18 protein-coding genes are annotated in these 14,454 nt (G+C 62.4%); 8 read left to right on the forward strand and 10 right to left on the reverse strand.

Going from position 1 to position 14,454, the window contains the following annotated elements; all coding sequences use genetic code 11:
• Positions 1 to 33: 33 nt before the first annotated feature.
• The 4 genes from AArcSt11_RS03545 to AArcSt11_RS03560 all read right to left on the reverse strand — a co-directional run bounded on the left by AArcSt11_RS03545 (position 34) and on the right by AArcSt11_RS03560 (position 3,571).
• On the reverse strand, positions 34 to 786 hold the full coding sequence (locus AArcSt11_RS03545) for an ABC transporter permease (RefSeq protein WP_238478037.1): 753 nt from the start codon (positions 784 to 786) through the stop codon (positions 34 to 36).
• A 2-nt stretch (positions 787 to 788) separates the two neighbouring features.
• On the reverse strand, positions 789 to 1,595 hold the full coding sequence (locus AArcSt11_RS03550) for an ABC transporter ATP-binding protein (protein ID WP_250594676.1): 807 nt from the start codon (positions 1,593 to 1,595) through the stop codon (positions 789 to 791).
• A gap of 31 nt (positions 1,596 to 1,626) precedes the next feature.
• The gene (locus AArcSt11_RS03555; protein WP_250594678.1) at positions 1,627 to 2,847 is read right to left on the reverse strand and encodes an ABC transporter substrate-binding protein; all 1,221 of its coding nucleotides are present in this window, start codon (positions 2,845 to 2,847) and stop codon (positions 1,627 to 1,629) included.
• A gap of 76 nt (positions 2,848 to 2,923) precedes the next feature.
• Entirely contained in the window at positions 2,924 to 3,571 is a 648-nt protein-coding gene (locus AArcSt11_RS03560) for a hypothetical protein (protein WP_250594680.1), read from the reverse strand.
• 255 nt (positions 3,572 to 3,826) lie between these two features.
• Between AArcSt11_RS03560 and AArcSt11_RS03565 the strand changes: the two genes are divergently transcribed.
• The gene (locus AArcSt11_RS03565) at positions 3,827 to 4,948 is read left to right on the forward strand and encodes a 4Fe-4S ferredoxin N-terminal domain-containing protein (protein ID WP_250594682.1); all 1,122 of its coding nucleotides are present in this window, start codon (positions 3,827 to 3,829) and stop codon (positions 4,946 to 4,948) included.
• 17 nt (positions 4,949 to 4,965) lie between these two features.
• Positions 4,966 to 5,973, forward strand: a complete 1,008-nt coding sequence (gene nrfD, locus AArcSt11_RS03570; RefSeq protein WP_250594684.1) for an NrfD/PsrC family molybdoenzyme membrane anchor subunit — start codon at positions 4,966 to 4,968, stop codon at positions 5,971 to 5,973.
• A 62-nt stretch (positions 5,974 to 6,035) separates the two neighbouring features.
• Here nrfD and AArcSt11_RS03575 read toward each other — a convergent pair whose 3' ends face one another.
• Positions 6,036 to 6,662: a helix-turn-helix domain-containing protein gene (locus AArcSt11_RS03575; RefSeq protein WP_238478031.1), complete on the reverse strand. Its 627-nt coding sequence runs from the start codon at positions 6,660 to 6,662 to the stop codon at positions 6,036 to 6,038.
• 261 nt (positions 6,663 to 6,923) lie between these two features.
• On the opposite strand from AArcSt11_RS03575, the gene AArcSt11_RS03580 reads away from it, so the two are divergent.
• From AArcSt11_RS03580 to AArcSt11_RS03590, 3 genes are all read left to right on the forward strand, one after another.
• Positions 6,924 to 7,289: a hypothetical protein gene (locus AArcSt11_RS03580; protein ID WP_250594687.1), complete on the forward strand. Its 366-nt coding sequence runs from the start codon at positions 6,924 to 6,926 to the stop codon at positions 7,287 to 7,289.
• 141 nt (positions 7,290 to 7,430) lie between these two features.
• On the forward strand, positions 7,431 to 7,799 hold the full coding sequence (locus tag AArcSt11_RS03585) for a DUF7522 family protein (RefSeq protein ID WP_250594689.1): 369 nt from the start codon (positions 7,431 to 7,433) through the stop codon (positions 7,797 to 7,799).
• A 64-nt stretch (positions 7,800 to 7,863) separates the two neighbouring features.
• The gene (locus AArcSt11_RS03590; RefSeq protein WP_250594691.1) at positions 7,864 to 8,481 is read left to right on the forward strand and encodes a GNAT family N-acetyltransferase; all 618 of its coding nucleotides are present in this window, start codon (positions 7,864 to 7,866) and stop codon (positions 8,479 to 8,481) included.
• Between the two features lie 8 nt (positions 8,482 to 8,489).
• Here AArcSt11_RS03590 and AArcSt11_RS03595 read toward each other — a convergent pair whose 3' ends face one another.
• Together AArcSt11_RS03595 and AArcSt11_RS03600 are read right to left on the reverse strand one after the other, a co-directional pair.
• A complete protein-coding gene (locus tag AArcSt11_RS03595) occupies positions 8,490 to 9,116 on the reverse strand; it encodes a universal stress protein (protein WP_250594693.1) in 627 nt (208 codons plus the stop codon).
• A 52-nt stretch (positions 9,117 to 9,168) separates the two neighbouring features.
• Complete coding sequence (locus tag AArcSt11_RS03600; protein ID WP_250594695.1) at positions 9,169 to 10,347, reverse strand: ABC transporter ATP-binding protein; 1,179 nt, start codon at positions 10,345 to 10,347, stop codon at positions 9,169 to 9,171.
• A 142-nt stretch (positions 10,348 to 10,489) separates the two neighbouring features.
• On the opposite strand from AArcSt11_RS03600, the gene AArcSt11_RS03605 reads away from it, so the two are divergent.
• Positions 10,490 to 10,654 carry a hypothetical protein gene (locus AArcSt11_RS03605; RefSeq protein WP_250594697.1) on the forward strand — a complete coding sequence of 55 codons (165 nt, stop codon included), beginning with the start codon at positions 10,490 to 10,492 and terminating at the stop codon, positions 10,652 to 10,654.
• A gap of 1 nt (position 10,655) precedes the next feature.
• Here the strand turns inward: AArcSt11_RS03605 and AArcSt11_RS03610 are convergent, their stop codons facing one another.
• Complete coding sequence (locus tag AArcSt11_RS03610; RefSeq protein ID WP_250594699.1) at positions 10,656 to 11,027, reverse strand: 30S ribosomal protein S8e; 372 nt, start codon at positions 11,025 to 11,027, stop codon at positions 10,656 to 10,658.
• 89 nt (positions 11,028 to 11,116) lie between these two features.
• On the opposite strand from AArcSt11_RS03610, the gene AArcSt11_RS03615 reads away from it, so the two are divergent.
• Together AArcSt11_RS03615 and AArcSt11_RS03620 are read left to right on the forward strand one after the other, a co-directional pair.
• Positions 11,117 to 11,566 carry a DUF2240 family protein gene (locus tag AArcSt11_RS03615; RefSeq protein ID WP_250594701.1) on the forward strand — a complete coding sequence of 150 codons (450 nt, stop codon included), beginning with the start codon at positions 11,117 to 11,119 and terminating at the stop codon, positions 11,564 to 11,566.
• A gap of 176 nt (positions 11,567 to 11,742) precedes the next feature.
• Entirely contained in the window at positions 11,743 to 12,333 is a 591-nt protein-coding gene (locus AArcSt11_RS03620) for a riboflavin synthase (protein ID WP_250594703.1), read from the forward strand.
• Here AArcSt11_RS03620 and AArcSt11_RS03625 read toward each other — a convergent pair.
• Both AArcSt11_RS03625 and pstB read right to left on the reverse strand, forming a co-directional pair.
• Positions 12,327 to 13,607 (reverse strand): PrsW family intramembrane metalloprotease, encoded by a 1,281-nt coding sequence (locus AArcSt11_RS03625; protein ID WP_250594705.1) that lies wholly within the window; start codon positions 13,605 to 13,607, stop codon positions 12,327 to 12,329. The two genes, AArcSt11_RS03620 and AArcSt11_RS03625, sit on opposite strands and share 7 nt — an antisense overlap.
• Positions 13,608 to 13,644: 37 nt before the next feature.
• A complete protein-coding gene (gene pstB, locus AArcSt11_RS03630) occupies positions 13,645 to 14,421 on the reverse strand; it encodes a phosphate ABC transporter ATP-binding protein PstB (protein WP_353617686.1) in 777 nt (258 codons plus the stop codon).
• Between the last annotated feature and the right edge of the window lie 33 nt (positions 14,422 to 14,454).

Raw genomic sequence — 14,454 nt, forward strand, 5'->3', positions numbered from 1 at the left:
GTGTTTTCTGGGTTCTCAGTCCGTGAGATTCGTCTACTGGCCCTCCCAGGGCGTCAGGTAATCACCTGCGGCCTCGATGCCGTAGACGAAGACGATCCCGATGACGTTGATCAACATCAGTGCGACGTACAGTCGTGGGATCGTAAACAGTTGCCAGGAGTTCCAGATGACGTATCCGAGCCCGGCGTCGGCGGCGACCATCTCGATCACGACGATCAGGATAAAGCCGATTCCAAAGCCCAGGCTCAGCCCGGACACGGTCTGTGACAGCGCGCCGGGGAGCAACACTTCCCGATACAGATCGATGGTGCCGGCCCCGTTGTCGATCGCAGCGTCGATATAGACGTCATCGATCGCTCTGACACCCCCCATGGTACTGACTGACACCAGCAGGAAGACGGCGAGGCTCATCGTCACCACCCTCGCCGTCTCGGTGACGCCAAACAGGGCAAACGAGATCGGCAACAGCGTGATCTTCGGCACCGGGTACAGGAGACCGACGTAGGGGTTCAACACGAGTCGGACCTGTCTGGACCAGCCCATGAGCAACCCGGCGACGACGCCGGTCGATGCACCGATGGCAAACGCAAGGACGATCCGGCGAAGGCTGACGCCGAAGTGGTAGAGCATCTCACCATGCACGATCTCGGTGTATGCGGCGTCGAGCACGACGGTCGGCGGCGGGAAGAACTGTGGAGTGATCAGCGCCAGCCGGGCCAGTAGCTCCCAGAGGAGCAGGCCACTGACGATCGGCGCGACGTTTAACAGGAGCCGACGGACGTACATGGTCACGACCGCCCGTGCATCGATCGCTCGACCTCGCCGCTCAACGACGACCAGATCCGCTCTTCGAGCCGGTCGAGTCGTTCGAGCGGGATCTCCGTCCGGCCACGTGGTCGTTCCAGGTCGACATCGATTACTTCCTTGATTCGACCGGGGCGAGCCGACATCACGCCGATTCTGTCACCGAGTCGGATCGCCTCCTCGATGTCGTGGGTGACGTAGACGACCGTCTTTGTCGACTCGTTCCAGAGTTCCAGCAGTTCCTCGACGAGAAACCCCTTGGTCTGGGCGTCGAGCGCGCCGAACGGTTCGTCCATCAGGAACACCTCGGGATCGTTCGCGAACGCGCGGGCGATGCCGACCCGCTGTTTCATCCCGCCGGAGAGCTGATGTGGGTACGATTCCTCGAAGCCGTCGAGATCGACTTTTCCGATGTACCGTCTGGCGGTCTCGTATCGCTCCTCCCGGGGGACGCCCTGCATTTTGAGCCCGAACGCGACGTTGTCGATGACGGACTTCCACGGAAAGATCCCGTACTCCTGAAACACCATGTTCGTCGTCGGTCGGTCCGCATCGCCGGTCCGGATCTCGATGGTGCCCTCATCACTGTCGAGAAGCCCTCCCAGTAGTCGGAGGAGCGTCGACTTCCCACAGCCCGACGGGCCGACGATACAGAAAAACTCCCTGTCTTCCACCCGCAGCTGTACGTCGCTGAGAGCGCGGACCGCTCCGGACCGGCTCCGGTACGTCTTGCTGACGTCGCTGACGCTGATCCGGGGCTCGGTTCGGTCGGCTGTCGGGTCGGGCATCATTATCGATCGTCCTCGGTGCCGTGTCGGTCACCTACTCGCAGATCGCGTCGGTCGGGGACTCCGACGGCGGCGTCATGTCCCCGAGCGGTGGGTACGGAGCGGGTGCCGACTCGCTCCACTCCTCGATGTTCGCTACCGACGGCGTTGCTTCCGCCTCGTCGAGTCGGCCGACTTCCGCCAGCGCCTCGTCGAGAATCGACTCGTTGACGATCGCCTCGGCCTCGACGGTCTCGTCGACGTACCCCCGGCAGGCGTGGTACTCCTGCTGTCGCATGATACTGTCGACGTTGACGAACCCGTTTTTGTGTGGGAGCGATGGGATCGACGAGCGGATCGCCCCGACCGGGACGTCGATCGCGTCGCTGATGATTCCGGCCAGCTCCTCGTCTGGAAAGCCGCCCATCTCGTAGTACTCCCTGACGCCGAGCAGATACGCCTCCAGCCATCGACGCGCGACCGCCGGACGCTCCTCGATGAACGGCTGGCCGTAAAAGTATCCCGCGATCTGCATTCGTGGCGCGACTTCCGATCCGTACAGTAGCTGTCCGGCGTTGGCCTCCGAGGCGACCTGCAGGCCGAGCGGGTCCGGAATCGAACAGAGATCGATCTCGCCCCCCGCCATCGCGCCGATCATGTCCGGGAACGGCATCTCCGTGATCTCGATGTCGGCCCAGCCCATCCCTTCGCTGGCGAGCAGTCGGCCGACCACGTAATCCATCGATCCCCCTTCGCCGTTGATCGCTACTGTCGGCGTCCCCTCGACATCGGACAGCGCCATCCCATCGGAGTACAGTTCCTCCCTGACCCAGATCCGGTTTCCGGAGGGCTGGTTCTCCCACCACTGGGTCTGGTCCGCGACGATCTGGACAGGGACGTCCTGTGCGATCGAGTTGAAGATACTTGCGCCGATCGAACCGCTCGCCACATCCAGCTCCCCGGACGCGAGCTGTGGTACCGCCTGCGGTGCGCCGGTGATCCGTTCGATCTCCAGATCGATCCCCCTGTCCTCGAAGTAGCCACGTTCCTCTGCGAGATGTATCTCCGCAACTGCAGCGATCGGGAGCGTCCCGAACGTTACTACGTCGCCATCGTCCCGAAGCGTCGACAAACAACCGGCAGTCACAGCGAGTGCGGCTCCGCTCCCTGCAGCGAGGAAGCGACGACGCGATGCAGTGACACCGGAACGGTGGTCCGGCCCCGAACGTCTCTCACGGCCTCGGGGATCCAGCCCGTTGGTCGAGTTATTTTGCATTGCTGGTAACAGATTTCTTGTAACGGCAAATAAAGATGCCGTCGAGTTCCCGCCGGGTGAGAAGCATCTCCTCGAACTACTCGGGTGCGGGCGGTTCGATCGGCTGGATCACTGGATTCTCCGGGAACGTCAGCCCGAGTTTATCCAGCTCCGTTTCCCGTTTCAGGACCGCCGCGATATGGCCCTGGACCAGCTGCGCATCGACTGGTCGAAGCCCATCGACGAGTTCGTGGGCGCTCGTTTCCGACGGATCATCGTCGCTCAGCAGGGCCAACACGCCGGTGATCGTCTCGACGAGCATCGTGTAGCTGTTCCGGTCCAGAAACGTCTCGACGTCCTCGGAATAGGTGCCAGCGCCGACCACGCCGATGAGCGTCCCGTGAATATTGAACTGGGGTCCGATCCCCTCCGGATGTTCGGAGACGAAAATCTGCATCGAGACCGGTTTGTACACCGTCGATCGGCCGGTCGCCGCCCCGGATTCGTAGAGGCTCCCCTCCGTGACCATCTCTTTGGTGAGGTTGTACAGCGTACTCTGTGGGATCGACACGGTACTGGCGAGCTCTTTCACGTCGAGGCCGTTTTGCAGCCAGCACTCGTGCCAGATCCGGCACTTGCGAGGATCAGCGAGCAGCTGTCCGGCGGCGACAACGGTATCGACCGTCGTGCGAAGCCCATCAGTCGGCGTCGACCCATCAGCGGCGGAAGGGGAACGCTCGGTCATCGTATCACGGATTACTCGAAACAGGCAATAAGTGTGCTGTTCGCTCCCAGTTCGTGAAACGGTCCCGGGGCCAGACCAGACCCGGGTGTCGTCGTGCTGTATCCCGGTGTCACTTAAAGAACTTCAGTATCAAGCGGCATTCAAATCGGGGAACTGTCCGTATGTACTATTGTAATAGGACGCCGGCCGGGTGGATCTTCATCCGGTTGCGAGCATCGATCATCACGACCGATCATCTATGGAGACAGAAACGCCATGATACCCGACGACTCTCACGACGATATCGAGGACCGCGCTGCAAACCTTCTCGACGACGTCGAGTACGACACGGAGCTTGCAAAGCAAATGAGCCGCGACGCGCGGCGTGTGAGCAACGGCGAACTCGCGGAAGGCGAGTTCCACGAGCGCTACCGGGAGGCGGTCGAAGACGAGTTCGACCTCGACGTCCCCGAGTACTCGGAAATCAACGTCAAAGAGCAAGCGCTCGGCGGGAAATCGAAGTCCCGACGCTCCGTGCTGGCGGCTCTCGGGATGGCCGCCGGTGTTGCGACTGCCGGCGGGGCGGGATTCCGAGACGCGAGCACGCGCTTCGGTGTCGGCTCCGGCGACGATACGGTCGTTGCGGAGGAAACGAGCGACGACGAGGGGCGGAAGGTCGGGATGGTCCTCGATACGGAAGCATGTATCAAATGTCTTCAGTGTGTCGAGGCCTGCAAGGAGGAAAACGCCACTCACGAGGGCGACTTCTGGATGGACGTCTTCCGCTACCAGCGTGAGGACCGCGAGTACACGAGCGACGACGAAGCCGATCAGGTCGAATCGCTCCAGCGTCCCTGCATGCACTGTGAGGACGCACCGTGTGTCAGCGTCTGTCCCAACAACTCGCGGTTTTACAGCGAGGACGGGCGGGTGCTCTGTGACTACGACATCTGTCTCGGCTGCAAGTACTGTGAGGTCGCGTGTCCGTACCACGTCAACGAGTTCGTCTTCTCGGAGCAGCCCGACGGCGTCGAGTTCGTCGGCGAGCCCCGCGACGACGAGGATCGCTGGGTCTCCGGTCCGCCACCGGAGGGCTCCTGTAGCAAGTGTACCTTCTGTTCGCATCGCGAGCAGGGCGAGGGCCACCAGGAGTCGACGGCGTGTGAGGATGCCTGTCCGGTCGACGCCATCCACTTTGGCGACCTCAACGACGAGGACAGCGATCCGAACCAGTACCTCGATCAGTTCGACGAGGAGGAGACGTTCAAGCTCCGGACCGACGCCTCGAACCCGAAAGTCACCTACATCGGTGACAACCCCGAGGACGTCGAAACCGCACAGGTGCCCGGTCCGGTTACCTACGACGACATGGGACTGAGCGAGCCCACGGCAAAATAACTACGGAGGATACACCAATGATACACGACTCACCGGCGCTGTTCTGGGACTGGATGATCGGAGCGTACCTCTTCCTCGGCGGGATCTCCGGGGGAGCGTACCTGACTGGCGCGGCCGCGGACTACCTCCGCCAGCGATCGCAGAGCGGCGGCGTCCCTGGCTTCGATCGCACCGACACGAAATCGAGGGCGTATGGACTCACCGCGCTGGGCGGAATGGTCGTTAGCTTCGCCGCGATCTCGCTTGGCGGCCTGCTGTTGTTGTTCCACCTGGGCGAACCGCTCAACGCGATCGAGCTGTGGCTGTTCACCAACATCGAATCGTGGATGGCCATCGGCGTCTGGGTGATTATCCTGTTTGTCGTCGCGGCACTGGCACAGCTCGCCTGGCTCGGCTTCGGTCGTGACGGCGGGTTTGGCCTCGATCTCGGCCCGATCGACGAGATTGTCGACCGGACCCGTCCGGCCACGGATACCCGGCTTGCACTCCACATCGTCGGCGGAGCCCTCGCAGTGACGTTGATCGTGTACACCGCACTGCTGCTCAGCGCGGTCGCTCCGGTTGTCCCGCTCTGGCATCCGATCTTGCTCCCGCTGCTCTTTCTCACCAGCGGCATCTCGATGGGTATCAGCGCAACGGCGCTCGTACCGACGCTGCTGCTCGGTGTCGATGACACCGGCGTTCACGAGTTCAGTCTCGCTGACGACGCCGTGATCCTCGGGGAGATTGGTGTACTCGCTGCCCTGCTGTGGTATCTCGCCGGTGCAGGTGGCACCGCTACCGCGAGCTACGAGCTGTTGACCCAGACGTTCATGCTGGAGTTCTGGGGCTTCGTCGTGGTGGTCGGACTGCTGCTCCCGCTTCTGATTTCGGGGACGCTCATCCTCCTGCACCGCCGTGGCACCCACGTCGACGGGCTGGTCGGGCGCGCGGCATACGGCTCCAAGTTTGGCTTCGTCCTGATCGGCGGGCTATTCCTCCGTCTGTCGATCCTCTATGCGGCGCTGAACGTCCCGATCTTCTGAGTGGCTCCGTTTCCGGCCGACGACTTCTCTGTCTCCATTCGCGCACGAACCGAACGGCCCCATCACCCGACAGTATCCGCAAAGGCGGCAAGTGCCAGCTTCGACTCGACCGCGCTCAAACGCTGTGACATCGCCGAATCGGAGATGCCAGCCTCTGTCGCGAGCTCTCCGATGGTCGTCTCTCTGGGCGTTCGGTAGTACCCTCTGGCGACTGCCTTGGCTGCGGTAGCCCGCTCCGTCTCGGTCAGCTCCGATAGATCAAGTGACGTCTGTCGGGGCTGGTCAGCCTCGGTGGCGTCCGTGCGAACGAGTCGTCGCAATGCGAGGCGACCGGTAACCGCTTTCAGCTCGTCGACCAGCGCCGCGAGCTGCGTTCGATCCGCGAGATGTGTCCTGACGACGACGTGCTCCTCCTGGACCTCGATGATCTCCGGGATCGAATCGAACTCGAGAAAGACGGGACAGTGACAGTCCTCACCCATCGTGGCCGTACTGTGAACGATCTCCGTCTCGCCGTCGTCGGTTTCGAGGGTCGTGTCGACGTGACAATCGTCACCGAGGGACTGTTGTGTGACACGTGTCACCTCCTCCTCTCCGAATGCCTCCAGGGGGCATTCTACGTCTGCGACCGAGCTCAACTCGAACTCGACGTAGAGAGTGTGACTCGTCTGCCCGTCCTCGGTCGTCATACCGGGGAGAAAGGCGTACGTGCTCAAAAGTGTTACCGACATATAACGGGATCTGCACGTTACGCCGATGCATTGTAACCTGTTTTATTTACGATCCACCGACCGACTCGGCCACTCGACCGGTCCGCGTTCGCTATTAAACCCTCAATAATTTAGCGAACCACCAATGGGGAACGCTGTTGTACTACTGAGTATGGCAGAACACCGGACATATTTCCGGAACTGCGGCCAACCGGGGAGACGATGGGGGTGTATCGGCCGATGACTGGGGGTGGGTATCGGTACGAACTTACTTGCAAGGTCGATCCAGAACACGAACGGGCCTACCGGAACACGATGGCCGAGTCGGTACTCCGGTGGTTTGCGATCGAGCGCCTCGGTGGCTTCCGTCCGCTTGCAGAGCTTGATGGCAACGCGGTCCGGATCCAGTTCGAGTTCCCCGACAGGCAGGCGCTCGACACGTTCGTCTCCTCGGAGGCAAACCAGAAGTCACTCGCGGCCCTGCGATCGGTCTGCGAGCGAGTCGAGAGTCATTGCTGGGAACCGGGTGCTGTCACCCTCGACAGCGGTTCGTCATCGGTCTCGCCACAGGCGGAGATGGCTGTCCCGGAAGAGATTTCCGAGTGAGCCAGCAGTTGACATTCTTCGACGCCCGTCCACGAGCCGACCGTAAATCCCCACAGATCGCACCCTGTACGGCATACATATCGACGTCATACCATCGATACGGACACGACGGCTGGCTGACTGCCCCGTCGACCTGCACCCATGTCTTCCACAACCGACTCACACACTGCGGACGAACTCGCCTCGGCGCTCGAAACACGACTGACTCGTGCTTGCGGTGATGACCTCCGCGCTGTCGTCCGGTACGACGAGGACAGTATCGAGATACAGCGTATGAACGACGGCGCAAAGGACGGTATCCCGCCGGAAAAGAAACTCCCCGTGCTCAAACAGACGACTGGTTACCGTCCGGTCGGCGGACCGTACGGAGAGCATTCGGCGACGATTTACAGCTACGAGGATGTGCTGGTGCTTCACGCGCCAGTTACCGAGAACAGTGGTGTCGTCGCAACGCTCGACCCCGACAGTACAAGGAGTGTGTCGCTCGCGGAACTGCTCCCGGACCGCTGAGTCTCGTTCTCAGTTTCTGAGAGCGGGCCATCGGTTTATCCTCCGTTCTCGCCAATGCAGACGTATGAGGCCCGAAGCCACCTGCCAGTACTGGGACCCGTCGGACTGTGAGGGGACCGAACACTGCCCGTCTCGCTGTCCCCGGTTTGTCGACACCACCGGGTCGGTGTGGACCGTCCGTCCCTACGCGCCCTCGGACCGCGAGGCGCTGCTGGAGATGTATCGTGAGTTCGATTCCGACGACCGTGCGCAGGGGCTCCCACCACTGACTGAAGAGCGTCGCGTCGAGTGGATCGATACGCTCGTCGCCGACGGCGGGAATTTCGTCGCCACCGCCGACGGCGAGATTGCGGGCCACGCGGTCTACATGCCGACACACGATCCCGAGCCCGAACTCGCCGTCTTCGTTCACCAGGAGTATCAGTCTCGGGGGCTCGGGACCGAGCTCTGCAAACACGTCATCGCGGATGCCTCGGCTGCCGGTCGTGACGCGCTGGTCCTCGAAGTCGAGCCGTCGAACCGACACGCCATCGGTATGTACGAACGGCTCGGCTTCGAGCGCGTCGAGGCCGGTGGTTCTCGCTCCCGGATCGATCGGCGTGCACCCTCATTTCAGATGCGCCTGGAGCTCTCCTCACCGAGCGCGCTGACGACGCGCCATCCACCACTCGTTCGGGGCTGATAGAGGGGTTAATTACCCGAGGTGGCGATCCTGATGCTTCCGGTCGAGCCATCGATGTGGACTCGTGCCGTCTTCCCCCCCAGTTCCATTGGGACGATCCAGAAACTCGTTCCCCGATAGGGCTCGTCGAGAACGTCGATCTCCTCGTATCCAGCCTCATCAACCGCTTCTCTCGCCCGTTCGAGCGCACGTTCGGGGGTGTCGATCGCGAGGTTTTCTTCGGCAACCCGGACGGTCGTAACCGGTATTGGTGACTCCCTGATCACACGCTCGGTGACGCTCCCGACGAGCAGACGGTCGATGCCAGTACGGCCGTGTGTTCCCATTACCACCGCATCCGACCCCGACTCCTCGGCGGCCGCCAGAATCTCCTCGTGGGGGACGCCCCGCCGGAGCTCGCGATTCAGGTCGATACCGACCCGATCGCATGCTCGTTCGACCGCATCGAGCGCCGACTCTCCGGCGTGTTTTCGCTCGTCGACCGCGTCTCCGTCGAGTTCGTCGAACTCGGTCGCGTTGAGCACGTAGACGGCATGGATAGCCGCGCCGACTTCATCGGCGAGCGCAACGGCATGTTCGATCGCTCGCTGGCTCCCCTCGCTCCCGTCGGTCGGTAACAAAATGCGTCTGTACATGTCCGACTCTATGGGGATCGGATACAAAACAGTGTGGCCGAGGGGTGCGTAGCTAGCTGCCGGCGTCGTCCTCGATCGGGAACCAGACGAGCTCGTGGTCGGCAACGAGACTGACGTCGACGCGCATGCCGAGTTCCAGCTTCTCGCTGTGGTTGTGCATGCACTGGAGCGCCTCACCGGTGTCGAGTTCGACCCTGTACAGTACCGTCGGGCCGAGATACCGTCGGTAGGTGATCTCGCCGTCGGCGTCGCCATCGCAGTTACAGGAGGCCAGCACGTCGTCGGGACGCACCAGAACGTCCAGTTCGGTGTGGTCGTACTCGGACTGCAGGCCGTGGACCTGTTCCCGGGGGAGTGTGTCGACCGGCGTCTCGATCTCGTCGCCCTGGATATAGCCGGGGAGAAAGCTAGCCTGCCCGAGGAACGTGGCGACAAAGCGGGATTTCGGCCGCTGGAACACCTCTTCGGGCGGGCCGACCTGCTCGATCTGTCCCTCGTCCATTACGGCGACGCGATCGCTGATCGACAGGGCCTCCTCCTGATCGTGGGTGACCGAGACCGCGGTGACGCCGGTCTCCTTGACGATCCGGCGGACCTCCTCTCGCATCTCGACGCGCAGGTCGACGTCGAGGTTCGAGAACGGCTCGTCGAGCAGCAGGATTTCGGGTTCGGGTGCGAGCGCCCGAGCGAGCGCAACGCGCTGTTGCTGGCCACCCGACAGCTCCTCGGGGCGAGCATCACAGTGTGTAGAGAGGCCGACAAGTTCGAGTAGTTCCTCGACACGCGCCTCGCGTTCGGCGTCGGCCAAGTCGTCGATGCCGAAAGCGACGTTCTCGGCGGCGGTCATGTGCGGAAAGAGCGCGAAGTCCTGAAAGACGACGCCGACATCCCGGTGTTCGGGCCGAACGAAGGTCTCATCGTCCGCTGCAGCGACCGTTTCGCCCTCGATCCGCACCTGCCCGGCGTCGGGACGTTCGAGTCCGGCGATTAGTCGGAGTGTCGTCGATTTGCCACAGCCGGAGGGGCCCAGCAGTGTGACGAACTCTCCATCCTGCACCGACAATGACAGTTCGTCGACTGCGACCTCCGGGCCGTAGTGTTTGCTCGCCCCGTCGAGTGAGAGGATCCGCCTGTCGCAATGGGTCTCGGACGTGGCCGACTGGTTGACCGGCCGCTGACTCGTCCCCGACGGTTCCCCGACGATCTCCTCGGATTGTGTATTAACTGACATTATCTCACCCGGGCGCTGCTCGTGTACCCACATCTCGGTGTAGTACGTGGTTTAACAACACGCCTATTCTCAGTTGCTGAGAACAGCCCAATGTGTGGTGAAATCCCCGATACTTACGGCTGTGAGTAACCGTACCACTCGTATGAGCGTCACCGGCCTCTGTGGGATCTGCGAAGTCAGCCCTGCGATCGAGCGGTGCCGCGGCTGTGGTACCCTGGTCTGTCACACCCATTACCGGGAGAAGACGGAACTCTGTGTCGAGTGTGGGTCCGACGGCGACTCCGGCGGGCCGACACGACAGTTCTGAGCTACTCGACGAGAACGGCGTTGACCTGGCCCGTCTGGCCGGGTCGCGAGGTGACGCGGGCACGACCTTCGCTCGTCTCGATGACTGCGCCTTTCGTGATGATGTTTCGTCGGGCGTAGTTCGGGTCGGCGTCGTTCTCGACGACGTCCTCGATGTCGGCCTGGACCGTCTCGTCACCAGTTGCGACGCTTGCGGTGTCGATCTTGAGCGCGCGGACCTTGACGGTGCCGCCGCGTGCATCGACGGTTCGCAGTGACGTCTCGCCGACGCTGGTCTCGGTCGGCTCGCGGCCGAGCTGGTGTTTCTTTCGGTCGGTGTTCGGTCGCAGTCGCCCGCCCGTGCGTTTTCGCAGAGAGCGTCCGTGGTCTACCATACACTGGTGAAACACCGGGCAACACTTGAATGGATCGACTTGCAGGTCGAATCGGCAGGTTTACCGAGCGCCTGTGCTACTCACGAGACATGAGTCTCCGGATCACGGTCGCCGCGCCGTTCCGACAGAAAGGGACGGAGCGACTCGCCGAAAACGAGTTCGTCGTCGCACTGTCGCTCGATCGGGACTGGTTCTCCCCGGACCAGGCGACTCGCCTCGTCGATGTCGCAACGGGTCGGGGTCTGCTCGACCGTACCGAGGGCCACGTCGAGATCACGTTTGACCCGACCGAGGTCACCATCCCCGACGGCTTCGTCCCCGACGAGGACATCATCCAGCAACAGTCACCCTTCGAGCAGGCGCTCTCGACGCTCGAAGACGAGGGGATCGAAAAACAAAACGCCGTCGCGGGGATCAACCGCCTCCAGTCCGACCTCGGCGTGACCATCGAGACGGCCGCGGTCGTCTACGCACGTCGGAACGGCATCGCGCTCGACGGCGTGGCCGAGCAGGCGCGAGCGGAGCTGGCCGAGGAGTGAGGCAGTATCGGACTACACATTGTAGAAGTTCTACACATTGTGAACAGTGTACGCTGCTTCGCACTATCTTCGTCCCGTTGTCGGAGCCCGAATTGATCTATCACGCAGAGATCCGGATTGAATGACACGCGAGGGCGAACGGAATCCTTTCGTCGCGGCCATCCCAATACGATCGTATGTTCACCGGCATCGTCGAGGAGACGGGCGAGATCGCCGCGCGGACGGAGACCAGCGATGGGCTTCGACTCCGTATCGCGGGCGAAGTAGTCACCGAGGACCTGGCGCACGGGCAGAGTATCAGTGTCAGTGGCGCCTGCCTCACGGTCGAGGAATACGGCGACCACTGGTTCGAGACGTTCCTTGCCGCCGAGACCATCGAGAAGACGTATCTCGGAACGCTCGACGTGGGCGACGCCGTCAACCTCGAACGCGCGCTCGCGGCGGATGCACGTCTGGACGGCCACTTCGTGCAGGGCCACGTCGACGGTGTCGCGGAGGTTCGGGCTATTCGGCAGGTCGGCGAGGACTGGGAGTTCGATTTCACCCTCCCCGAGGAGTTCGACCAGTACGTCGTCGAGAAGGGGTCGATCGCCCTCGATGGGATCAGCCTCACCGTGGCGGATCGTACGGAGGATTCGGTCACAATCGCAGTGATCCCGACCACGTACGATCTGACGACGCTCTCAGAGAAGTCGGTCGGAGATCCCATCCACCTCGAAGTCGACGTCATCGCGAAGTACGCGGAACGGATGCTGGACGGCTACTGAAACTCCCAGTCGTCGAGCGAGTCAGCCTCCGGCCCGTCTTCGGCACCGTCGGTAGACGTGCCCTCAGGCGATCCAGTGGCTCTGTCTCCACTGCCGGTCGACCCTGGTCCCTCGACGGAGCCGGTTGCCGAGTCGCTGGGTGGGTCAGACGGTGTTCGCTGTGACGTGACTGCCACCGCACCAGTCGATGTTGGCGCAGTGTGTGTCGATCCGTCGAACTCGGCCAGCTCGGGCGTCGGTGCGCGATCGGGCTGCCCCGCTCCGACTGCCCGGTACGTGTCCTGATACCGTTTCAGCTTCAGATACAGGAAATAGCCCGCGGCGATATCGAACGCGACCACGTAGATGACGACGGCCGAGAGCGAGGACAGCGAGAGCGTCCCGACGAGCCAGGGCGGGACGATGCTCGCTCCAGTGTTGTACGTGGCGTGGATAACGGCTGCCAGCAGGAGTCCTTTTGCAACCAGTGGGACTGCATGGTCCCGATTGAACTTTGCCAGTCCGAGATAGAACCCGGCCAGAGCGGAGTAGATAACGTGACCCGGTCCCGCAAGCGTCCTGGCTGCCGTCGTCCCCCCAGCGGTCTGTAACACGTCCGCCGTCGTGGTCACCGATTCGAGCGGCCGTGTGATGTAGAGCGCATTCTCAATCGTCGCAAAACCGAGGCCCGCGACTGCCCCGTAGACCGCCCCGTCGATCACGGCGTCGAATCGATCGTCCCGGTAGGCGTACAGCCTGATCGCGAGCAGCTTCACCGTCTCCTCGACGGGGCCGACGACGAGGAAGAAAAACAGGACGAGCATGATCGGCGTCCCGACGACCTCCGCGCCGAACGTCGCTGCGCCGACAACGTTGATAATCGTACTCCCGAGTTCGTTCAACAGCGCCGCAGCACCTGCGAGCACCATCGTGAGCAGGAACGTCACGACGAGCAGTGAGGCGGGTTCACCCGTCGTCACGTCGACGTGCCAGATGTAGGCGGCGATGAGTAGTGCAGGAACGACCGAGAGAACCACGAGTACGGTAACCACCGGATCCGTGACGGCATCGAGGTTGCCGAACTGGAATTCGGCGACGAGGACGAGCGCGGAGACGCCAATGACTGACGCGAGGGCGAGTCCAGCGGCCAACCACACGAGGAGCCGGTAGAACGTCCGTGCCCGATCTTCGGTCCCGACGAGTAGCCGATCCAGTCGTGTGCGTGGCTCCCACGAGGAGACTTCGTAGAGATCGACATCGTCGTCGGCGACACGCTCGACCGGATCTCGCTCCATACCCCCGACAACGAACGCGCGGGGGTTAGATGTTGTCCTACCCGAACTTGCCGGTGATATAATCCTCGACGCGCTGGTGTTTGGGGTTCTCGAAGATCGTGTTCGTGTCGTCGAACTCGACGAGCTGGCCACCGGTGAGGAAGACGGCTGTCTTGTCGGAGATCCGTGCCGCCTGCTGCATGTTGTGCGTCACGACCACGACTGTGTAATCCTCCGATAGCTCGGCGATCAGGTCCTCGATCTGTGAGGTTGCGACGGGATCGAGCGCGCTCGCCGGCTCGTCCATGAGGATGACTTCCGGGTCCGGCGCGATTGCGCGTGCGATACAGAGGCGCTGTTGCTGGCCGCCCGAGAGGTCGAGACCGCTCTTGTCGAGTTGGCCCTTCACCTCGTCCCACAGCGCAGCACGTTTCAGTGCCTGCTCGACGGCCTCGTCCATGTTGTCGGTCTGGCCCTTGATCCGAAGCCCGTACGCCACGTTATCGTAGATCGACTTGGGAAACGGGTTGGGCTTTTGAAACACCATCCCGATCTTGCGCCGGAGCGCGACCGGATCGACATCGTCGTCGTAGACGTCCTTACCGCGAAACCGGAGACTCCCGGTGATATCGGCGGCATCGACCAGATCGTTCATCCGGTTGATACAGCGCAGGAACGTGGACTTCCCACAGCCCGACGGACCGATAATCGCGGTTACTTCCTTTTCCGGGAGTCCAACTGATACCGGCTGCAGCGCCTGAATATCACCGTACTGGACGACCAGTTCCTCGGCTTTGAGAATCGGATCGCGCACGTCGGCGATCCATGGCTCCATCTCATCGTCGTCTTCGGAGCCGAAACTCCGGTC

The sequence above is a fragment of the Natranaeroarchaeum aerophilus genome, from assembly GCF_023638055.1.
In the GTDB taxonomy this organism is placed as follows: Archaea; Halobacteriota; Halobacteria; order Halobacteriales; family Natronoarchaeaceae; genus Natranaeroarchaeum; species Natranaeroarchaeum aerophilum.